At 54.2% G+C, this 21,566-nt stretch carries 20 protein-coding genes and 1 tRNA gene; 8 read left to right on the forward strand and 13 right to left on the reverse strand.

The features are described from left to right. Positions 1 to 77: 77 nt before the first annotated feature. The 4 genes from C162_RS17405 to C162_RS17420 all read right to left on the reverse strand — a co-directional run bounded on the left by C162_RS17405 (position 78) and on the right by C162_RS17420 (position 4,235). Positions 78 to 1,382 (reverse strand): TerD family protein, encoded by a 1,305-nt coding sequence (locus tag C162_RS17405; RefSeq protein WP_036695886.1) that lies wholly within the window; start codon positions 1,380 to 1,382, stop codon positions 78 to 80. A 54-nt stretch (positions 1,383 to 1,436) separates the two neighbouring features. Further along, entirely contained in the window at positions 1,437 to 2,000 is a 564-nt protein-coding gene (locus C162_RS17410) for a hypothetical protein (RefSeq protein WP_036695889.1), read from the reverse strand. Between the two features lie 139 nt (positions 2,001 to 2,139). Next, entirely contained in the window at positions 2,140 to 3,531 is a 1,392-nt protein-coding gene (locus C162_RS17415; RefSeq protein WP_036695891.1) for a sensor histidine kinase, read from the reverse strand. Beyond that, positions 3,531 to 4,235: a response regulator transcription factor gene (locus C162_RS17420; protein WP_036695960.1), complete on the reverse strand. Its 705-nt coding sequence runs from the start codon at positions 4,233 to 4,235 to the stop codon at positions 3,531 to 3,533. Before C162_RS17420 ends, C162_RS17415 begins: the two co-directional genes overlap by 1 nt. A 172-nt stretch (positions 4,236 to 4,407) precedes the next feature. On the opposite strand from C162_RS17420, the gene C162_RS17425 reads away from it, so the two are divergent. Genes C162_RS17425 through C162_RS17435 form a run of 3 tightly spaced genes read left to right on the forward strand, consistent with a single transcriptional unit; the run spans position 4,408 to position 6,811 of the window. Then, entirely contained in the window at positions 4,408 to 5,325 is a 918-nt protein-coding gene (locus C162_RS17425; protein ID WP_036695962.1) for an ABC transporter ATP-binding protein, read from the forward strand. Beyond that, positions 5,322 to 6,074 carry an ABC transporter permease gene (locus C162_RS17430; protein ID WP_036695893.1) on the forward strand — a complete coding sequence of 251 codons (753 nt, stop codon included), beginning with the start codon at positions 5,322 to 5,324 and terminating at the stop codon, positions 6,072 to 6,074. Before C162_RS17425 ends, C162_RS17430 begins: the two co-directional genes overlap by 4 nt. Positions 6,075 to 6,085: 11 nt before the next feature. Then, positions 6,086 to 6,811, forward strand: coding sequence for an ABC transporter permease (locus C162_RS17435; RefSeq protein WP_036695894.1), 726 nt, complete (start codon positions 6,086 to 6,088; stop codon positions 6,809 to 6,811). A gap of 300 nt (positions 6,812 to 7,111) precedes the next feature. Here the strand turns inward: C162_RS17435 and C162_RS17440 are convergent, their stop codons facing one another. The 4 genes from C162_RS17440 to C162_RS17455 form a co-directional block, all read right to left on the reverse strand. After that, positions 7,112 to 7,963 carry a hypothetical protein gene (locus C162_RS17440; RefSeq protein ID WP_036695896.1) on the reverse strand — a complete coding sequence of 284 codons (852 nt, stop codon included), beginning with the start codon at positions 7,961 to 7,963 and terminating at the stop codon, positions 7,112 to 7,114. Further along, positions 7,960 to 8,478 (reverse strand): sigma-70 family RNA polymerase sigma factor, encoded by a 519-nt coding sequence (locus C162_RS17445; RefSeq protein WP_036695898.1) that lies wholly within the window; start codon positions 8,476 to 8,478, stop codon positions 7,960 to 7,962. Before C162_RS17445 ends, C162_RS17440 begins: the two co-directional genes overlap by 4 nt. Before the next feature lie 139 nt (positions 8,479 to 8,617). Beyond that, a complete protein-coding gene (locus C162_RS17450) occupies positions 8,618 to 9,385 on the reverse strand; it encodes an ABC transporter ATP-binding protein (RefSeq protein WP_036695899.1) in 768 nt (255 codons plus the stop codon). Next, positions 9,385 to 10,491, reverse strand: a complete 1,107-nt coding sequence (locus C162_RS17455; protein WP_051493633.1) for a FecCD family ABC transporter permease — start codon at positions 10,489 to 10,491, stop codon at positions 9,385 to 9,387. The genes C162_RS17450 and C162_RS17455 overlap by 1 nt, the downstream gene beginning before the upstream one ends. A gap of 248 nt (positions 10,492 to 10,739) precedes the next feature. Between C162_RS17455 and C162_RS17460 the strand changes: the two genes are divergently transcribed. Then, positions 10,740 to 11,807 (forward strand): ABC transporter substrate-binding protein, encoded by a 1,068-nt coding sequence (locus C162_RS17460; protein ID WP_036695901.1) that lies wholly within the window; start codon positions 10,740 to 10,742, stop codon positions 11,805 to 11,807. Positions 11,808 to 11,849: 42 nt separating this feature from the next. Here the strand turns inward: C162_RS17460 and C162_RS17465 are convergent, their stop codons facing one another. From C162_RS17465 to C162_RS17480, 4 genes are read right to left on the reverse strand one after another with little or no spacing between them, the layout of a single operon-like run. Next, positions 11,850 to 12,866, reverse strand: coding sequence for an ABC transporter ATP-binding protein (locus C162_RS17465; RefSeq protein WP_036695903.1), 1,017 nt, complete (start codon positions 12,864 to 12,866; stop codon positions 11,850 to 11,852). Continuing rightward, on the reverse strand, positions 12,866 to 13,648 hold the full coding sequence (locus C162_RS17470; RefSeq protein WP_036695905.1) for an ABC transporter permease: 783 nt from the start codon (positions 13,646 to 13,648) through the stop codon (positions 12,866 to 12,868). Before C162_RS17470 ends, C162_RS17465 begins: the two co-directional genes overlap by 1 nt. Before the next feature lie 29 nt (positions 13,649 to 13,677). After that, entirely contained in the window at positions 13,678 to 14,496 is an 819-nt protein-coding gene (locus tag C162_RS17475) for an ABC transporter permease (protein ID WP_051493635.1), read from the reverse strand. After that, entirely contained in the window at positions 14,496 to 15,689 is a 1,194-nt protein-coding gene (locus tag C162_RS17480) for a serine hydrolase domain-containing protein (RefSeq protein ID WP_036695909.1), read from the reverse strand. The genes C162_RS17475 and C162_RS17480 overlap by 1 nt, the downstream gene beginning before the upstream one ends. A gap of 202 nt (positions 15,690 to 15,891) precedes the next feature. Here C162_RS17480 and C162_RS17485 point away from each other — a divergent pair, with 202 nt between their 5' ends. After that, positions 15,892 to 17,199, forward strand: a complete 1,308-nt coding sequence (locus C162_RS17485) for an APC family permease (RefSeq protein WP_036695911.1) — start codon at positions 15,892 to 15,894, stop codon at positions 17,197 to 17,199. A gap of 145 nt (positions 17,200 to 17,344) precedes the next feature. Further along, positions 17,345 to 17,417 (forward strand) — tRNA-Lys (locus tag C162_RS17490). A 169-nt stretch (positions 17,418 to 17,586) separates the two neighbouring features. Here C162_RS17490 and C162_RS17495 read toward each other — a convergent pair. After that, complete coding sequence (locus C162_RS17495; RefSeq protein ID WP_235218455.1) at positions 17,587 to 17,940, reverse strand: VOC family protein; 354 nt, start codon at positions 17,938 to 17,940, stop codon at positions 17,587 to 17,589. A 99-nt stretch (positions 17,941 to 18,039) separates the two neighbouring features. On the opposite strand from C162_RS17495, the gene C162_RS17500 reads away from it, so the two are divergent. Both C162_RS17500 and C162_RS17505 read left to right on the forward strand, forming a co-directional pair. Then, complete coding sequence (locus tag C162_RS17500; RefSeq protein WP_036695915.1) at positions 18,040 to 18,405, forward strand: DUF4180 domain-containing protein; 366 nt, start codon at positions 18,040 to 18,042, stop codon at positions 18,403 to 18,405. 132 nt (positions 18,406 to 18,537) lie between these two features. Then, a complete protein-coding gene (locus C162_RS17505; protein ID WP_036695916.1) occupies positions 18,538 to 21,468 on the forward strand; it encodes an insulinase family protein in 2,931 nt (976 codons plus the stop codon). Positions 21,469 to 21,566 lie beyond the last annotated feature (98 nt).

Consider the following 21,566-nt stretch of genomic DNA (forward strand, 5'->3'; position numbering starts at 1 on the left):
TGAAATCGAAAAACCGAACACACACAATAAGCGGCGTCCCCCGTTAAGGTGATGCCGCACATGATTATGACTGCTCCCTACTTGCTCCCGGCCTCCCACCGCAGATTCCACTGGTAACGCTGGTCCAGCTCCTCATGACCGCTGAAATACTCTACAAGCCGTTCCACGAGGATGGTTCCATCCGGCTGGCTGTGAAGCATGGCGATGGCGCACATTCCCTTATCGTTGTTGTGCTCGTCCAGCTGGATCTTGATCTCAGGCCCACCCTGTTGGCTTATGGTTACAACGGCACCAGCTTGCGACCAGTTTGCCACTCCCTCATAGATGAGGGCAAAGATAACAACCCGTTTGATCTCGGAGAGATGGCGGCTGTTAATCCGCAGATTCTCGCCTGTGGCAATCGAGCCGGTACGGTCATCTCCGTCCAGGAGGATGTAAGGAGGCCGGTTCAGGCTGCCGAAGGATTCTCCGAGCGCCTGGACCGCGCCTTTGAGACCATTGCTCAGTTCAAACAGACAGCCCAGATCGAGATCTATTCCTTTTCTGCCAAACCAGCTGGAGGATTCGGTCTGAACCCAGTTGAGATTGATTACGATCTCGCCCGCAGCTCCCGGCCCGCTCTGAAGCCGGACCGCCTCCCCGTGGTTCTTCAGCAGCCGGTCTCCCGAATTACCCGGAGAACCCGGCGGCGAAGCCGGAGGCAACAGGTCTGCTGGCCTCTGCTTAGGGCGTGGCCGCAGCTCCGGCAGAACAAAAGGAGACTCCCGGGGCGGAGCCTCCGGTCTCGCTGTCTGAACCAATGCCTGAGCCTCATCCGCCGATATCCCGTAGCTATGGAATAGGGCGGGCAGGCCGCCGGCATAACCAGAGCCGACCGCGCTGAATTTCCATTCGCTCCGATACCGGTAGAGCTCCCCGGCAACGATGGCAGTTTCCACCGTATAACCGTTACCCAGCGGATAACGGAGCAGCTCCGTTCCGTCCGCAGCGCTCATGATCCGCAGATAGGCGCCGTCCAAGGAAGAGAAGCTCTGCTGCCGCTTCACGGCTTCATGAATCGTCAGCGCAAACGTAATGCGCTCGTACTCCGCAGGAATCTGGTCCAGCCGGACAGCGATTTGTGCGTGTTCCGCCATGCCTGTGCTGCTCTGTTGCTCAGGCGGCAATAGAGCTACAGACTGATCATCGGCAGCGGGATGCCCATAGAATATGAGATCCGCCGCAGAAGAGACCCGCTGTGTCTCTGTAAGCAGAACAGCAGAGCTATCAATCTCAATTCCGGCTCCCGCAGCCTGCCAGCCCAGGCCAATGATGAGATGCGTGAGGCGGGGGTTGTCTTTGGTTAAGCTGTATTTTTGCCCCTTGATAAGCTCAAGTGTCATGAGAACCAGCCTTTCCTATGAGTAGTTCAAGCTTGTATAAGTGCACGGGCAGAATCAGAATCTGCCCCGGCTTCCGGCATCCAGGTTCGGACCGTTCAGATCCGTCAGCCGCTCCAGGCATTGCTCGTAGATCCGTACAATATCCTGTATCTTCTGGAACTCGGGGTCTGAGGGGCCCAGGTTGTCCATGAACATGCGCTGCAGAATTTCTTTGTAAAAGGAGATACGGCTCCCCACCAGTTTGCCTTCGTAGTCAATGACCTCTTCAATCGAGTGCTGCTGAACGAATTCCATCAGGTCGTCTGCAGGATTACCGCGCGGCTCGCGTTCATTGCGTGCGGCAACCGGCGCGTTGACATTATCCAGATTGACGGTGGAGCGTATATCGGTGAACAGAATCCCTTCCTTGGCCAGCATCACCTGAAAAGGCTTGTGCTTGAACAGCTCCTGCGCAACCAGCGTACACATCGCCTGATTCCGCAGCAGCATCCCGTCAAACGGATGAAGCACCCACCCTCTGTCATCCCGGTACAGGCTGAACGTGAAGTACTCACCGCCGTACTCATATTTCAGGTTAATCGAACTCTCTGAGGTAAGCTCATATTGAAATGCATCCATTCCGGGTTACGCCTCCTGTATCTACTATGAATTTCTATTAGCATAGCAGAAAATGGGGAATCTTGGAGAGAGGATTTTAGCCTAAATGAAAGAACCTCTTTCCGCACAAGAGGCTCGTACATTCGCTGTCTATTCTTCTTCACGCTAAAGGGGGGATTTGCAGGGTGGCCCGCAGGCCGTGGCCGGTGTTACTCTCCAGAACAAGCTTACCCATATGAGCTTCAGCGATGCGGGCGACCATCGGGAGGCCAAGCCCGTGGCCCTGACGGACGGGGCGGGTCCGCTTCCCGGAGTAAGGCAGCAGGATCAGCTCCGGCAAAAGCTCTGACGGAACCCCAGGCCCGTCATCGGATACGGATAGACAGCATTCCGGCTCCTTCGGGTTCGGACTGCGGGAGACCGTTACCGTAATCCGCCTGCCGTACGGATTATGGCGGATGCTGTTCTGGACCAGATTGCTTACCGCACGGTACAGCAGTTTCTCGTCGCCCATCACTTGCAGACGTTCGTCCATAATGCACAGGTCCAGTGAATAACGCTCCTCCAGGCCGTTATTGATGGTGTCAGATACCACGGTCCGGGCCAGTGCGGATAAGCGGACCGGCTTAAGCTGCAACGGCTGCATATCATACTCCAGCATAGAGACGAGGTTCAAGTCGCTGACCAGCGATCTTAGCTGCTCTCCTTGGCGGCGGATGATGGCAGCCTGCTGGCGTTGCTCTCTGGTCAAATTATCCTGCTCCTCCAGATTGCTCGCGTAGCCCAGGATCATCGAGAGCGGAGTACGGATGTCATGGGAGATCCCGGCGATCCAGTTCGAGCGGGCTTCATCCCGTGATTTCAGCTGCGTGTTCCTGGTCTGCAGGGTAGCGGAAGCCGAATTAATGCTCTCGGACAAATCGCTGAAGATCCCAGCGGTCTCCAGGTTAACCGGTTTGTCTTTGGCCAGGGCATGAATGCTGTTGATCAGGGGCCGGATACTGCGGATCAGCCGGGTGCCGATGAACAAGGAGAGGGCTACAGCTAGTACCACGTTGCAGACCAGTAGCAGCAGCACCCTTAAGGGAAGGGAACGCAGCCAGTCGGTCAAGTATTCGAGCTGATATTTTTCATATGAATATTTGGGATAGCCCACGACGAGAAGTCCTTCTTCCGGGTGCTCCCAGATGTACACAGGATACTCCAGCAAGTAGTAGCGTGAGAATTTCGCCACCTCTACGATGTTGTAAGCGCGCGGAATCTCCGGCGGCAACTGCTCACTCCATGTCACCTTGCCGTTTGCATCCAGCAGCATGGCCCAGGCCCGGTTCAGCTGAAGCAGCGCTGCCGCCTTGGGATCAAGGGAATACTCGCCGTCAGAACCTTGCAGAGCTGAGGATATCTCCTGCACAACCTTTTCCGGTGAAGCCTCCTGATGGGTCTCCTTGAAGATCAGCGAACCGAGCAGAATCAGATTGAACAGGAGCAGCAGCGTAGAGACCAGCAGGGTAGAGCCTACGAATTTGCGTAAAATCCGGACCGCACTGTCCATTAGAGCGCCTCCTGCGCCAAGAGCTTATACCCAAGCCCTCTGACCGTTAGCAGTTGCTCTGGCTTCGAGGGGTCTGTTTCGATCTTCTCGCGAATACGCCGGATATGTACCATTAATGTGTTCTCGTACCCGTAGCTGTCATCCCCCCATACCGCCTGGCAAAGGGCATCACTGGTCACAATCCGGCCGTGGTTCTCATAGAGTTTGACCAGAATGGCGTGTTCTTTCGCCGTCAGCGGCAGCTCCTGCCCTTCTCTCAGTACCACAGCGCTGTCCAGATCTACCACCTGTTCACCCACTCTGAAGGCAGGCAGCCGCTCTGGTATGGAAGGCGCATATACCCGCTTCAGCACAGCGCTCAGACGCAGCATTAACTCACGCGGCAGGAATGGCTTAACGATATAATCATCGGCCCCCAGTCCCAGCCCCAGCAGCCTGTCCTCATCTTCACCGCGCGCCGACAGGAAGAGTACCGGCATCCCGGAGAAGGTGCGTATGGCAGAGAGAAGCGAGAACCCGTCCCCGTCCGGCAGCATCACATCGAGAATGGCGATATCCGGTTTCTCCTGGCGGCACATGGCGAGGGCACAGCTATAATCTCCAGCCGTATAGATGCGGTAATACCCTTCTTTTCGTAAAAAGAGCTCGATCATCTCACGTATCTTCGGTTCGTCCTCAACGATCATTATTTTGCGGTTCTTCATCGTATTCAATCGTCATCACCCATGAATTAGTATACACGATCAGGCGTTGAAGAATGGGAGGGGCCGGAGTATTTAAGGTAGGCGTAAGGTTATCTTCAGTCTGTAGCAAGGGAAGGCCTCTATGCTTGGAAGCAAGAGTCAACTTGACAGAAATGGAGCTGAACTGGAGCCTATGAACACTCATCCAATGATAGAGACACAGCAATTGACCAAGACCTATGGGGGAACACCACGGGTCGATCAGGTGAATCTGAAGGTGCAGCAGGGAGAGATCTTTGGCTTCCTCGGTCCGAATGGAGCAGGGAAGACGACTACGCTCAAGATGCTGTTGGGACTGGTGCAGCCCACCCAGGGAACAGTTAAGCTGTTCGGCCAAGAGCTGCGGAACCACCGGCTGGAGATTCTGAACCGGACGGGTTCCCTGATCGAGTCGCCTTCCTATTACGGACATCTGACAGGTCTTGAGAATCTGAGAGTGATGCAGCGGCTGCGCAGCCTGCCCGCCAAGAATATCGATAAGGTGCTGCAGATTGTGCGGCTGGATAATCACCGCCATAAGCCTGCCAGGCAATATTCACTCGGAATGAAGCAGCGCCTGGGTCTGGCGATAGCCCTGCTGGCTTTCCCCAGTCTGCTCATACTGGACGAGCCCACCAATGGTCTTGATCCTGCGGGGATCGGAGAGATCCGGGAGCTGATTAAATCCTTGCCTGCCCAGTATGACATGACGATTGTGGTATCCAGCCATCTGTTGTCCGAGATCGAGCAGACTGCTACCTCTGTTGGAATTATCAGTGACGGCAAGCTGCTGTTCCAGGGGACGATGGCTGCGCTTCAGGCGCAGAACCGGGCGGCGGTTCACTTTCGGATTGATGATCCAGCCAGGGCAGTAAGGATACTGTCGGAGCACGGGTACCGGCCCAGAATGCAAGAGGGGCAGCTGGTGTTCAGTGCCATGCCGGACTCTGAGGTGGCGCGGATCAATGAGATCCTGGTGTCAGGCCAGCTTGCTGTGAGCCGGATCGTGGAGTCGAGGAAGAGCCTGGAGGATATCTTCCTGGATCTTACCGGAAAGGAGCGGAGCCTGTGACGAGAGCCTTGTTCCTCGAATATTACAAAATCCGGCGGAGAAAGGTGTGGGCGATGCTGACGCTCTTTCTGGCCGCCGAGCTGGGCTGGGCGGCCATGTCCATAAGCATCTCGATCTCGCGGAGTGCAGACAATGCCGCCTGGGAAGCGCTGATTTTCAGCCTCTCGTCCATGAACGGGCTGTTCCTGCCGATTCTGTCGGCGATTGTGGTGTCAAGGATTTGCGACATGGAGCATAAAGGGGATACCTGGAAAATGCTGATGACCACCTCTGTCGGACGCCAGGCGGTCTATGCCGCCAAATTCGTCTGTGCCGGAAGTCTGATTCTCTACGGCATTCTGGCCCAGGTTGTTTTTATTGCCGGCCTTGGCATGTTCCATAGACTCGCAGAACCGCTTCCGGCAGGCCTGCTGCTTCAGTTCACTGCGGGTACTCTGATTGCCAGTCTGCTGATTATTGCCATGCAGCAATGGATATCGCTGGTGGTGAAGAATCAGGCGTTTGCCCTATGTCTTGGCATGCTGGGCGGATTCCTGGGGACGACCGCAAGCCTATTCCCAGCCGCTGTCCGGCAGATGATCGTCTGGTCTTATTATTTGGATCTCAGTCCGGTGACTTATCTCTATCAAGCTTCTGCCGGGTCATATATTACAGGGACAATACCTGTCCTTCAATGCATTACAGCTTTAGTTATTACACTGCTGCTGTATGTGGGCGGAAATGCCCATATCTCAAGACAAGCGATATAAGGAGGGAACTTATGCTCAGAAGTGTTGCTGCCGAATGGCCTAAGCTGCGCCACTCGCGGATGGGACTGGTGCTGGTCAGCCTGCCTGTGGTCAGCCTGATGATCGGCTGTGCCAACTTTGTTATGAATCGTGAGGCGCTCGAAGGCGGCTGGTTTAGCCTGTGGACGCAGGTCAGCTTATTTTACGGGGAGTTCTTCCTGCCAATTCTGATTGCCATTTGCTGCGCCTTTGTCTGCCGGCTGGAGCATGTGAACCGGAACTGGAATATGATTTTGGCTGCTCCAGTATCCGTAACCGGCATCTTTATAGCCAAGCTTGTTATTGTAGGCGCGCTGATTGCCGGAGCGCAGGCGCTATTCCTTCTAATGTATTGGGCGGCAGGACAGATGCTGTCTTTGACGGGGGCTTTTCCGCTGGACATCATCCTGTGGACCTTTCGCGGCTGGGTGGCTTCGCTCAGCATTGCCGCTCTGCAGCTCGGCTTGTCCATCCGTATCCGCAGCTTTGCCACGCCGGTCGGAATCAGCCTGTGTGCGGTTTTTGTCGGGCTGGGGCTGTATGTGCTGAAGCTGGGGCTGCTGTTTCCTTATTCACTGCTGACCATTGGTATGGGCGTGCTTACCCAGCGCGGGCTGACAGCTATGGAGAATCTGCTGTTTTTCTCCATGAGCGGAGTGTATCTGGTCATCCTGTCGGCCTGGTCTATCCGCCGGATGAAATATAGTGCAGCGGCGTAAGTTCCGCCCCAAATGCAGAACATAATGAAGGAGCTGTCTCGGAAGCCGTGAAACGGCTGCTTGGGATAGCTCTTTATGATGGAGAAGATTTAGCGTGAGCACTTGGGGGAGGGGGACACCTCGCCAATGTATGCTGTTTTCCGCATACATTCAGGCCACACGCCTGCACGTCAGCAAATGTATGCTGTTTTTCGTTCCCGCAATAAAAGGGGCTGTCAATTTTGGGACAGCCCCTAATTCTACCGGCTAATACCGGACGGAATTGGCATGACAAGCGGCTTAGACTTTTATATACGAGAATTACTCCGGATGCCCGTTGCTCATCCAGCTGTCCACGTGCAGGTCCCCGGCATAGTTCTCACGCGCGGTTATTTCCGCGAGCTTCTGCTCAGCTTCTTCACGGGTGGCAAACCCCCCGATGACAGCGGCGAAATCACCGGAGGCAGTCTTCAGGAAGGTGACATCATCCTCCAGATAGACCTCTTCCAGGATAGCCAGTGATTCTCCCTGCGGCATTCCTTCGCTGCGTACATAATAGACTTCTTTAGGTGCAGCGGCCTTGCCCTCTGCTGTCAGCTTAAGCTCAAGCGTACCCGGATTACTGAACTCGGTCAGGGTATGGCGGGTGCCTTCCTTCAGTTCAACCACGAACCGCATGGCGGAGTCGTCCAGGATGATATTTCTGTAGACATCGCTGACCAGCGGAGAGGCGATCATATCCTGCTCCAGTGCGTCATAATCAAAGCTGCGGACGCCGCCAAAAGTGAAGATCAGACGGTTCGGAGCCTCCCGCTGGTCGACAGTATAGGAAGGTACACTTGCGGCTGTATTACCTTCCTGATTGAATACGATGCGAATCGTATCCTCAGCGGTCACCGTGCTTACGGCAGCGCCGTCAGTACGCTCGCCTCCAGACCCGAATTGCAGCACTTTCACGATGCTTCCCACTACAGGAACCTTGGAGAGGGCGCTTGCCACATCCGGGATATTCAACACTAGCAGACAGGCTATGAGGGCTGCGGCCGCCGAGCCTAACCATCGCAAGCGTACGGTTCTTTTACTGCGGGCCGCTGCTTTATTCTGCGCTTCCACCAGAACGTCTCCGAGCTGTGCGGGAATTTCGATCTGTGTATAACGGTCTTTTCCTGTCATATTCCCTCGACCTCCCCATCCTTTAAGTGAGCTTTCAGTTTGCCGATGATCCGGTAGAACCTGGTCTTGACGGTGTTCTCCGGCAGCTCCAGAATATCCGCCATGTCCTTGAAGCGCAGATCCTCAAAAAATTTCAGGATAATATACGCCTTCTCCTCGGGCAATAGTCTGTCCAGAGCCTGGTACAGATCCAGCTTCTCCTCCAGTGGAACAGCATGCTCATCCCCGGCATAGCTCTGCGAGTGATCCTCCATGTAAGTAACCCGTTTGTTCCGGTTAAGATGGTCAATAGCGGTGTTGATGACAATCCGGGTCATCCAGGTCTCGAAATACTGCGGTGTCTTCATCCTTCCGAAGGCAAGATACCCTTTGTAGGTAGCCTCCGAGACGATTTCGAGCGCTTCATGCTCGTTTTTGACATAACAGTAGGCCTTGCGGAACAGGTTGTTCCGGCAGTCTTGAAGTTGTTCAGCGAATGGTTGGTATACTTGCGGCTGGGCTTTCAGTTCTTTCACTCCTTTATTGGCTTCTTGAAGCATTTGATTGACTATTAGACCGTCAAGGGGTGAGAATAGTTTCAACATCCTGCAAAAAGAATAAACCTGCGGGCAAGGAGCCGCAGGTTGTAGAAGATCTATTGTTTCTGCCTAAGAGTTACCTTGTCTCCAGATAGGCGATGCCCAGCGCTCCAGTGACCGGATTGCGGTAGGTCTCGCACTCCACATCGAAGACCTCGCCGATTAATTCCTTGGTCAGAATATCCTCAGGGACTCCGCTGGCGGCGACCCTGCCTTCCTTCATGACATACAGATAATCACAGTACTCTGCGGCCAGGGTGAGATCATGGAGGGCGGCGAGAATGCCGATATCCAGCTTTTTAACGATATTCAGAATCTGCAGCTGGTATTTGATATCGAGATGGTTGGTCGGTTCGTCCAGAATCATGAATTCCGGCTGCTGGGCCAGCACACGCGCCAGAATGACACGCTGCTTCTCGCCGCCGGATAAGGAGTTATAGCTGCGGCTTGTATGCCCCTCCAGATTGACCTTGCGGAGTGCTGCAGAGATAATGTCAGCATCCTGTTGGGTATCGGTTTCCAGCATCCCTTTGTGGGGCGTCCGGCCCATCGCCACCATCTCACGGACGGTGAAGTCGAAGCTCAGCTCGTTGAACTGGCCGACTACGCCCAGCTTCTGGGCAACAAGCTTCGGGCTGGCCTTGATCACATTAAGCTCAGAAAGGAAGACCTCTCCCTGACGGGGCTTGATGACCTTGTAGATGCTTTTGAGCAGCGTCGATTTGCCGCAGCCGTTCGGGCCGATCAGGCCAACGAATTGCTTGTTTTGCACCCTCAGCGAGACCTCCTGCACAATCCTCGCCTCACCGAAAGAGACACTTAGCCGTTCAACATTCAGATTCATCAGCTTTTCCCTCCGAAGGCATAGCCTTTTCTAATCAGCATGTACATGAACATCGGTGCGCCAATCAAGGCGGTAATGATCCCGATCGGCAGCTCCACATTCGGTACGATGGTCCGGGCAATGACATCCGTCCAGATCAGGAAGATCGCTCCGAACAGAATCGACGCCGGCAGCAGCCTGCGGTGGTCCGAGCCCACCAGTCCCCGCACCAGATGGGGGATAATCAGTCCCACGAAGCCGATCATCCCGCAGCTTGCTACCATAACTCCGGTAATCAGCGCGGTGAGAATCATGTAGACTCTGCGGTAGGCACCCAGATGAATGCCCAGCGTAACCGCCGCTTCATCTCCGAGCAGCATGGCATTCAGCACACGGAACTGCGAGAGGAACAGGATAACGGCGAGCAGGACGGTAACCGAGATCAGCGGCAGCTTGTCCCAGCTGGAGGCGGCCAGGCTGCCCATCGTCCAGAAGGTAACCGTCTTGATGCCTTCGGCATTGTTCGCGAAATAGACAATGAAGTTGGCGAAGGCGGTACATAGAGCGTTAATGACCATCCCGGCCAGCACCAGCTTGACGGAGGTCATTTTGCCGCCTGCACTGGCGAGTGTGAGGACCAGCAGAGAAGCGCCAACCGCCCCTGCAAAAGCCCAAAAGGCGACTCCCGACTGGCCGAGCAGCCCCATCGAGCCGAAGCCGATCAGGATGGCGAAGGTTGCGCCCAGCGAAGCGCCGGAGGAAATACCGAGTATGTATGGATCAGCCAGAGGGTTCTGCACCGCTGCCTGCATGATCGTCCCGCACAGCGTAAGTCCGGCGCCGATGAACATCGCCATCAGGACACGCGGGAAGCGGATTTTCCAGATAATATCGACGAACGAACCGGAGGTCAGCTCCTGCACATCTCCAATCTGGATGCCTGTGATGTGATGCAGCAGAATCCGGTAGGATTGTGAGACAGGAATGTCCACCTGGCCGAAGGAGACTGCAGCTCCGGCAGACAGCAGGGTAATAATGAACAGGACGCCTATAGCAGCCATGAAGCCATAACGGGAATGAATGAGAGATTGCTTAGGCTGTGAAGGTACGGCTAGATCAGTATGCATGACAATGGGAAGGCTCCTTTACATTAGAGGATTAGTATGGACTGACTCATCAGATGACACTGTGAGCAGGATATCTTAGCATGTTCTTAAATATAAGGTATACTGAGAACGATTGTCAATGATAATAATTCTCATTGACATGTTGTCCAACTTTCTATATTCTACGGAGGTATTCCTTGCAAGGCCATAGGCTTAATGCCATTCCCGCAGGGGAACTAACGTACATACAGAAAAGGGGACCTAAGAGAATGAAGAAAATATTCAAAAGATATGTACCGCTGCTGGCGGTTCTGGTGATGGCGGTTATGCTGGCGGCTTGTTCTTCCAACGCAGGTAATGAGAAGGAAGCGGCGGCAACGGCTGCACCTGCATCAGCCAGTCCAGCACCGGCGGAGACTGCACAGCCGGCCAAGACGGTATATCCGCTTACAATCGAGAACCACACGAATAACGGTGAAGGCACCGAGTGGACGGCTAAATCGCAGACCTTCGATAAAGCTCCCGAGAAGGTAGTAGCGAATACCCAAGGTGCGGCGGAGCTGCTGATTAAGCTGGGGCTTACCGACAAAATGGTCGGGGTTGCGGCTCTCTACGGTGCAGGCGATCCGGCAGTTCAGGAAGAGTTCAAAAAGATTCCTGTCATCTCCCAAGACTATGCCAGCAAAGAGCTGGTTGTAGGCAGAGGCCCGGATCTGGTGATGGGCCGCGGCGGCCTGTTCGCAGATGCGGATTGGGGAGTAGGGACGGTAGGCGGACTCAACGAGCTGGGCATCAAGACCTTCGTGCAGAGCACCAGTCTGCAAGGGGCAACGCTAGACAGCCTGTATAAGGATATTGAACAGCTAGGCCAGATCTTTGATGTGCAGGAGAAGGCCACGGCGTACATCGCAGAGCTGAAGGAGCGTGCAGCGAAGCTGAAGGAGGGAGTGGCAGCCACAGGCGCCAAGACCTTCGCTTATGTATCTGACGGAGGCAACGGCGCAATCGCTGTCTATAGCGGGAACGTGGATACTTTTGCGGGAGATGTGCTGGGATTGCTAGGACTGACCAACAGTTACGCCGATGTGACCGGTGAGATCAGCAAGGAGCAATTGATCGCCACCAACCCCGATGTCATGCTGATCTCTGTGTATACAGGCGGTATTGATGCTGACCAGTCGATAAAGGCGTTCTATGCCGATCCGTCACTACAGAGTCTGAAGGCTATCCAGAACAAAGCGATCTATAAGATTGACTTCAACCAATTCTGGGGCTACAGCTATTCCATCTTTGACGGGGCGGAGAAGCTTGCGTCTGAGCTGGCTGCTGCGAAGTAAGCCGAAGCTAATATTAGTCTGATAAAAAAACAGCCTGAGCTGTCACTCTAACGGGTGACGGTTCAGGCTGCTTTTGGTATTCTCATAGATATTCATTACGACTTGCTGGATCGGGAGTTCCTTGACGGATATATCCGAGAAGGCATGCTTGCGGGAGATGCTCTCCAGAAAATCGCTGATTGAGATCCGGGCGGTGTCTACCTCAAGCGTAATCTGGAGGTCGGAGGGGCGTTCCATGACCTTGGTCCAGTCATTGTCGAAAAGGGCGTCCCGCACAGACTCGTTAAACGTAAAGCTCACGTGCTTCTTCTCTCCGAGGAACAACTTCAGCCGCTGCAGCGAGTCATCAAACACCTTCTCACCGTGATTAATGACAATCACCCGGTGGGCTAACTCCTCCACATCCTCCAGATCATGGGTGGTGAGAATGCAGGTCATGTTCTGCTGCTTGTTCATCTGGCGGATGAATTCGCGGATTTTGAGCTTAGCTATCACATCCAGTCCGATGGTCGGCTCATCCAGGAACAGGATATCCGGCTGGTGCAGCATCGCCATCACGAACTCGCATTTCATGCGTTCGCCTAGCGACAGCACGCGGGTGGGCTTCTCCATCACTCCGAATATATCCAGCAGCGTTGCCAGCTCTTCCAGCCGGTTGCTGAAATCCGTGGCTGAGATGCCATAGATCGCTTTGTTCATCTTGAAGCTGTCGATGGGCGGAATATCCCAGATGAGCTGGGATTTCTGGCCGAAGACGGCCCCGATGGTGCGGACATAATGCTTCCGGTCCCGGGCCGGGGAATAGCCGAGTACTTCAATCTCCCCGCTGGTCGGGTAGAGCGCGCCGCAGAGCATTTTGATCGCAGTGGATTTGCCTGCCCCGTTCGGACCCAGCATCCCGCAGATTTCACCCTGCTTAATGGCGAAGCTGATATCGTTCACGGCCTGGACAGAGACCGCTTCACGCCGGAAAAAGCTCGTAAAGGTCTGCCCCATGCCTGCGCCCCGCTTATAGGTGGTATAGGACTTCGTTAAATGTTTGACATTGATCACCGGCATCAGCCGCCAACCCCCTCATATAATCTGATCATGTGCCGGTATACCCAAATGCCTGCCCATAGAAAGACAAAGCAAGGCAGAATCGCGATAAAATCACCGGCCTGTACCCGGCCAAGCAGTGCGGAGGCCGGGAGGTAGCCAACCATCCCCACGGGAATGATCAGCGTAGCTGCCGCCTGCACCGCCTTCGGGAAGATCGGCAGCGGATATTTGCCGACATGCAGCACACTGTCCGCCAGCTCGGAAATCCGCGAATTGCCAACCCATTTGAAGGACATCGCCGCCATCATCAGCGATAATCCGGCGAGTACAGCCGTCCCGGCCAGGAACATTCCGGTGAATTGCAGCCAGGCGAGGGCGGAGATGGCGCCGATATGCATAGCGGAGAAGATGAATAAGGCAGCCCCGCCCAGGAATAATCCGACACTCTCTACAGAGAAGGTAGTTGCTACAATGTAGAAGAGCGGATTCAGCGGCTTGAGCAGAATGATCTCGAAGCTGCCCTCCCTCACATGCGACATCGTTGTCCACAGCAAGCCTCCGAAGACCAGACTGGAGAGACCGCTGGACATGGTGAATATAGACTGAATCAACAGCACCTCATACAAGCTCCAGCCGGGAAAGCTGGTGCCCGCCCGGTAGATTAACAGCGTCACCAGCGGAAACAGAATGTTGCCGACGAGTGTAATCAGACTGCTGACGATGAAGTTCATCCGGTAGGCCGAAGCGGTCTGGATAGCAGAGTACATACACTGCTTGTATACATCTACATATTTTTTCATAACAGGAACGTTCCTTTCCCTCCGCGTATTCATGCGCCAACCGCCGTGAACTGCTTCATTGCCCGGCGGCGGACCAGCTCATTACAGCCGAACATCACCAGCACAGCGGCCGCCTGCATGCCTACAGCTTCGGGAAGGGATAACTCAAGACCGCCCAGTGAATAATGCCCGGTGAACACCATGGCAGGCATATAAGCAATGTACTGGAAAGGCAGGAACAGCTGGGTGACCTGAAGCCAGTGCGGGAAGAAATCAAGCGGAATCAGCGCTCCAGAGAAAATACCCGACACCAGCATGAAGGCGCTGCGAATCCCGCCGGATTGCACCAGCCAGAAGGAGGTCAGGCCAATCGTATAATTGACATAGAAGTTCATAAGAAAGGCAAGCAGCACAGATACCAGTGTCCATGGGAGGCTTGCCGGCCGCATGTCGATCCCGAAAATATAGATGAAGATCAGCAGGCAGGGCAGGAACTCAAATAAGAAGCCGAGCATCCGGTGCCCCAGCTTCTGGAACAAGGCGAAGGAACGGTGATGCACCGGGCGCAGATGGAAGGTGAGGAATTTGCCGGTGCGCACCAGCATCGACAGATTCCAGTCGGCAAAATCCATAATCAGATACCCGATTAGCGCCGTTGCCCCGAAATAGCGGATCATTTGCTGGAGATCAAGCCCGCCGAGCGTAGTCTGCCCGCCATAGACTGCGGTCCAGATGAAATATTGCACCATGAAATAGACCGGGCCGACAATAACAGAGACCAAGGAATGGGTGCGGTAGGCACTCCATTCCTTGTAGGTAACCTCTGCAACGGCCCGGCAGATGAGCCAGTTATGCTTAAGACGGTTCATTACATCAGTCCTGACCAGATTACATTGGTTACATTGAACAGGGCTTCCGCATGCCAGCTATCGTCCGTGAAGGGCACGAACCATACCGCTGTGAGCTGTTCCACCGGATCGATTACCATACAGCAGGCGCCGGCTCCTTCATGAAAATAACTGCCCTCGGAATAGAGGAATGCTGGGCCTCTCCGCATATCCAGTCCAATGCCATAGCTCCGGTCTTTGACATTGTTGCCCCAGCAGTAATCAGGCGTGTCATAGAGCGTGCGGGTGGTGAGCTTCTCTACGGCTTTGCGGCCGATAATCCGCGTATCCCCCAAGGTGCCCATGCCCAGGAGCATATTGGCGAAGCGGGTGAGGTCCGCAGTAGTAGAGACCAGTCCCCCGCCTGTGCTGGATACGTTCTTCCACAGCTTCTCTGCTGGAGGTTCTTCCGGCTGCACGCCATGGATCAGGTCTTGGAGCTGCTTTTCTTTGTGTTCATTTCTTATAATGAAGCGCCCCGCTAATTCGGGAGTCGGCTCCCACATCGTGTCCTTCATGCCGAGCGGCTGCAGGATCTGCTCCTCTATGTACTGTTCAGCGGAAATACCTGTGACCTTCTTAATAATCTCACCAAGAATACAGAAGCCGAAGGAGCAGTATTGCCATTCTTTACCGACCGGCTTGTCAATCCCGCAGCTCAGTGCAGCTGTGATCCAGTCCAGCTCGCCGTCCTCCGGCTTATACTTGTCGAAATATTCGCCAATCAGCTCCCAGTAAGACTTATGATAAGGAATCATGCTGCCCGCACAGTCAGGGAACAGGCCGGAGGTATGGGTCAGCAGGCTGTAGATGTCGATTTTATTGAACGGCTCTATGTTAAACGGTTCCAGAAAGGCACCCACGGGAAGGTCAAACCGGAGAATACCATCCTCTACAAGCTTGGCTATCGCCACAGAGGTAACCGCCTTGGTGATGGATGCGATGCGATGAACGGTTGTCGGCAACAGCGGGTCCGTCTTGTCTTTGCGGTAGGAGAGGGGGCCGATGGCACCATTCATGAACGTCTTGCCGTACCGGGAGACGCTGTAAGCGGCGGCCTGGATTTTGTTCTCGTCGATCAATTTCTGAAAAAGGGTATGGAGTACTCCGATTCTTGAAGCGTCATAATGAACCTCTGCCGGTGAGCAGTCGGTAATGCCAGGAGTGTGCAGCATAAGTAGATGATTCCTCCTTTAAGGTTAGTAGCTAATTGAAAGCGTCCTCACTTATTAGTATATATTCCATATAGTGGATCGTTCAATGGGAAGTTTATTTTATAGTCAATTTATCCGGCCAAAAGCAGGGGAGTAGAGGCGCTGTAGAGAAGAAATACAAGCATATACATACTCATAGAATGGAAGGACAAGGAATGAAGCGATGACAACGAAAACGGTAACCAAAAGTATTACTTTCCTGCAAGCCCTGGCCCTGGTGGTCGGGATGATTATCGGTTCGGGGATTTTTTTGAAGCCCGGAATTGTATTGAATAATGCGGGTAGCCCGTGGATGAGTATTCTGGCTTGGGGTGTTGGCGGGATCATTACCCTGGCGTCGGCGCTGAGTGTGGCGGAGATTGCGGCCGCCATTCCGAAGTCGGGAGGTCTATATACTTATTTAAGTGAATTGTACGGCGGAGTGTTCGGGTATCTGCTCGGCTGGGTGCAGGCGGTAATCTCCTATCCGGCTTCTGTGGCGGCGCTGGCTATTGCTTTTGCAACCTATTCCGGTTACTTCCTGCCGCTGAATGCATGGCAGCAGAAGCTGCTTGCGGTGGGGATTCTGGCCTTCATTCTGCTGATGAATGTCATCGCGACGAAGTTCGGCGGGATCATTCAGACGGTGGCCACGGTCGGGAAGCTGATTCCGGTAGCGGGTATTGTGGGCGTCGGGCTGTTCTCGGATCTGGCTCCCGGCTTCGGCGGCATCGGTACAGCGGCTGCGGGTGCAGGCTTCGGGGCTGCGGTGCTCGGTACACTCTGGGCTTATGACGGCTGGATCAGCGTGACCAATATGGCGGGTGAGATCAAGGACCCGGCCAGGACGCTGCCCAAAGTCATTTCGATCGGTGTTGTTTTTGTCATCGCCGTGTATGTGTTGTTCAATATTGCGGTGTTTCAGGCGCTGCCCTATGACCAGATTGTGTCATCCCAGACTCCGGGAGCCGATGCGGCTGAGGCTTTGTTCGGGAGCGGAGGAGGAGCCTTTATTACGGCAGGCATTATCGTCTCCGTGCTGGGGGCGCTGAATGGTTACCTCATGACCGCAGCGCGGGTTCCGCAGGCGATGGGGGAGCGGGGACAGCTTCCGTTCTCCCGGGTGCTGAGCAGCATTCATCCGAAGTTTCGTACACCGGCGAATGCGCTTGTTTTTCAGAGTGTGCTGGCGGTGGTCTACATCTTCTCGGGAACCTTCAATACGCTGACGGATCTGCTGGTGTTCGTGCTCTGGATCTTCTTCACCATGGGCGTGTTCGGTCTGTTCCTCCTGCGCAGGAAGCTGCCGCCCGTACAAGGCCGCTATCGCGTGCCGCTCTATCCGTTTACCCCGATTCTTGGCGTAGCAGGAGGCCTCTATATTCTGGCAAGCACGATCATCAGTGATCCGATGCGCTCGCTTATAGGGATTGGCATCACGCTTGCCGGACTCCCGGTGTATGTGGTGATGATGCGGAAGAATCGCGTGTAAACAGCAGTTCATAGCTGAGTGTGAGAAAGTTTTAATAAAACAGTTGACAAGCGCCCGTTCAAAAAAGTATACTATGAAAGTACTTTTGAGCGGACGCAGTCAGCTTAGAGATTATCGTCTAGAGAATCATACATAGACACCATACGGACTCTTAGCTCAGTTGGTAGAGCAGTAGACTCTTAATCTATTTGTCCAGGGTTCGAGCCCCTGAGAGTCCATCCCTTAAGAAACGGCAGAAATGCCGTTTTTTTGCTGTTTTGAGAGAGATGTGCGGTAAACCGAATACACTGGGTCGTGTGTAGGCGCGAGGCGCCAATGTAATCGAAAAACCGATTACATTGAGCCGTGTGTAGGCGCGTGGCGCTAATTCCGCAAGTAGGCTTACCTCTATATATGCTCGGCAAGCTGCACCTCGAAGCCGTCGGGGTCCAGGATATAGAAGAAGCGCAGGCTGGGATTCGGCGCGATGGGACCGCGGGCTACCGGAATTCCTTCCTTACTAAGCTCCGCCATAGCCTTGTCCAGCGATCCGACCTCGAAGCCTACAGACACTCCGCATTCCGGCTTCAACGGCGGGTCACTACCCTCTATCAACTCAAGCTTCGGCTGCCCCTCTACCCCCAACATGACGATCTGCTTCCCTCTGCTCTCGAATCTGCGCTCCACCGGAAGCCCTAGAATTCTGTGATAGAAATCAAGGGAAGCCTCCAGATTGCGTACCCTGAGTGTAATCCAATTCATCGTGAGCTCCATCATGATCCATCCTTTACTGTACAATTCAATCGTTGCTAATATTAGCTATCCGCATATTTTAACATATTCGATAAGGAGGTTATAGTAATGAACATAACAACTATAGAAGCTGGCGGTACAATCATTGCTGTAGTGAGCGGCAACGAAGCCGTGGTGTGTGATGTCCGGAGTGCGCTGGATCTGATGGCAACGGTACGCTATGAGACGGATTGCGACCGGATAGTGATCCATAAGGCGCTGCTGAGCGAGGAGTTCTTCGACCTCAAGACAAGGCTGGCCGGTGAGATTCTGCAGAAGTTCATTAACTATCAGGTAAAGGCAGCCGTGGTTGGTGATTTCAGCAGCTATACCAGCCGCAGTCTGCGTGATTTCATCTATGAATGCAACCAGGGGAAGGATATATTTTTCGTAGCGGATGAGCAGCAGGCAGTTGAGCGGTTGAGCCGGGTCTAGATTCTCGCAGCGTCAGAGCAGGGTGCTGCATCCCGTAGTCCAAGCCTCTATGCAGCTCATACTGGAACCGGAAACCCCGGATATGATAAGCTCATGGAATCAGGGCAGCCCTGAACTAAGGAGGGAAAAGTTATGAGCAGCTTAAAAGCAGGTGAGGTCTATTCCGGGTTTCAAGTGATACGCAAGGAGTACATACGGGAAATCGAATCCTCCGTATACACGCTTGAGCATCAGCAGAGCGGCGCACGGCTGCTCTATGTACAGAATCAGGATGACAATAAGGTGTTCAGTGTTACGTTCCGGACTCCGCCTGCGGACAGCACGGGCGTGTTTCACATTCTGGAGCACTCGGTTCTGTGCGGCTCGGACAAATTCCCGGTGAAGGAACCGTTCGTGGAGCTGCTGAAGGGCTCGATGAAGACGTTCCTGAACGCCTTTACCTTTGGCGATAAAACAATGTATCCGGTAGCCAGCCAGAATGACCAGGATTTTGCCAATCTGATGGAGGTTTATCTGGACAGCGTCTTTCAGCCGAATATTTACAGTCAGCCGGAGATCTTCGAGCAGGAGGGCTGGCATTATGAGCTGCCGGATTCCGGGGATGAGCTAATCTACAAGGGTGTTGTCTACAATGAGATGAAGGGCTCGTATTCCTCGCCGGTGACGGTGCTGATTGACCGGATCAAAAAATCGCTCTACCCGGGTACGATCTACCGTCACTCCTCCGGCGGTGATCCGCAGAATATCCCTTCCTTGACGTATGAACAGTTTCTGGAGGCGCACCGGAATTATTATCATCCGTCGAACAGTTATTTCTATCTCTATGGCGATTTGAATATCGAAGCACGGCTGCAGTTTATCCATGAGGAATACCTCAGCCGCTATACCCGCAAGGCTATGGATACTTCGATTGCTCTACAGGCACCGGCCGGCGTTACCCAGCTTACCGCGGAGTATCCCATTCTGGAGACGGAAACCGCAGCCGACAAGACATACTTGAGCTTGAATTATGTAATAGGGACCTCTTTGGACCGGGAGCTGAATCTGGCCTTTGCCATTCTGAAAAGCATGCTGATGGACAGCAACGCAGCCCCGCTGAAGCAAGCCCTGCTGGAGAGCGGCCTTGGCAAGGATGTGGTTGCTTTTTATTCAGATAGCATGGTTCAGCCTATGCTGGGCATTGCCTTGACGCATTCGAACCCTGAGGCCAAAGAAGAATTCGTGAATCTCGTCAGAACCACCTTAAGCCGTCTTGCAGCAGACGGACTGGATGAGAAGCTGGTGCTCGCTGCGGTGAACAGTAAGGAATTTGAACTGCGTGAAGCCGATTTCACCCAATATCCGAAGGGTCTCACCTACAACATGGAAGTGATGAAGGCCTGGCTGTATGACGGCTTGCCGTCCACATATCTGGAGTATGAAGCGGCGATTACGGCGATCCGTGAACAAAGTTCGGGCCGCTATTTCGAGCGGCTGATTGAGACCTACCTGCTGAACAGTAACCACTGTAGTGTCGTTGTCCTCCAGCCCTCTCAGACTCTTGCGGGGGAAAAGGATGCGGCGGTCCGCAGCCGTCTGGCGTCATACAAAGCGTCTTTGGCCCCGGCCCAGCTGGATGAGCTGGTGCTTAGCACGCATAAGCTGCTGGCCCGTCAGAACACACCTGACCCCGCAGAGGAGCTAGAGAAGCTGCCGAAGCTGACTCTCCAGGATATTAACCCTATCGCCCCGGCCGGGGTACCCACAGTGGAGTACGCGCTGGATGGGATGAAGGTGCTGCATCATGAAGTGGCTGCAGGTGCAATTGCCTATATCAAGCTGTACTGGGACACCAGCGTGCTTACAGCGCAGCAGATTCCTTATCTGGAGCTGCTGGCGAGAGTGCTTGGACAGCTGGAGACGGAAGCCTACAGTATTGAGGAACTGACCAGTGAGATCGGGATTTCGACCGGGGGCATCCGTTTTCAGAATGAGGTGTTCGGAGCCGGGAAATCTGCGGAAGGAAGTTATCAGGCCAAATTCAGCGCTCGCATCAAGGTCATGCAGGGTAACATCGGCGGTTCCCTGAAGCTGCTGCATGAGCTGCTCTACGGCAGCAATCTGGATAACCTGTCCAAGCTGCAGGAGATTGTCCGCCGCGAAGCCTCCGGGATGGAGGCGATGCTGATCCAGAAAGGCAATGAGATTGCAGCCAGCCGGGTGCTGTCCTATTTCTCGGATCGGGGGATGTATGAGGAGCAGCTTGGCGGCGTGGCGTATTACCGCTTCATCAAGGAGCTTGCCCGCAGCATTGACCAGCAGGCTGAAGGACTTGCAGATACCTTGAAGGAAATCTGCGGGTTGTTATTCAATACGGAGAATCTGACGCTCTCCGTCACCGGTACGGCGGATTCGTATGCGGAATTCGCCGCACATGTGCAGGAGCTGGACCTAAGCAGCCGGGCGGTGCATTCCCAGCCGCTCTTGTCCGCACAGGGGCAGGCGGTCAACGAAGGCTTCATGTCCGCGAGCCAGGTACAGTATGTAGTCAAAGGCTATGACTACAAGAAGCTGGGCTTCGCCTATTCCGGCAAGCTGCAGGTGCTCAAGAAGATCCTCAGCCTGACCTACCTGTGGAATACGGTCCGGGTCAAGGGCGGTGCGTATGGCGGCAATCTGCTCCTGCGCCGCGACGGGGTGATCCTGTTCACTTCCTACCGCGATCCGAACCTGCTGGAGACGCTGGAGATCTATGACCGGGCTTCTCAGTTTGCAGGTGAATATACAGCAGATGAAGCGGAGATGGAGAGGGCGATTATCGGGACCCTGGCCATGCTGGACCAGCCGCTGAGTCCCGGCGCTACAGGCCGTCAGGCGGACCGGCATTATTTCGAGCAGATTACTGCGGAGGATCTTCAGCAGGAGCGTAATGAAATTCTGTCGGCCACTGCCGGGGATATCAGGAGCTATGCCAGTCTGCTTGAGTCGGTAACGCAGCAGAATTACTTCTGTGTGGTCGGAGGCGAATCCAAGCTGAAATCGGCCGCGGGTGCCTTTGGCAGTCTGGAGGAGCTGGTGAAATAAGCGGGAGCTTCATGCAGCGGAACCGGAAGATCAACGTGAATAACTTATAATTTTAACAATATAGCAGCAGAGAATTTACATATGCCTCTTAAAGTTAA

The organism is Paenibacillus sp. FSL R7-269, from assembly GCF_000517865.1.
GTDB lineage: Bacteria > Bacillota > Bacilli > Paenibacillales > Paenibacillaceae > Paenibacillus_AQ.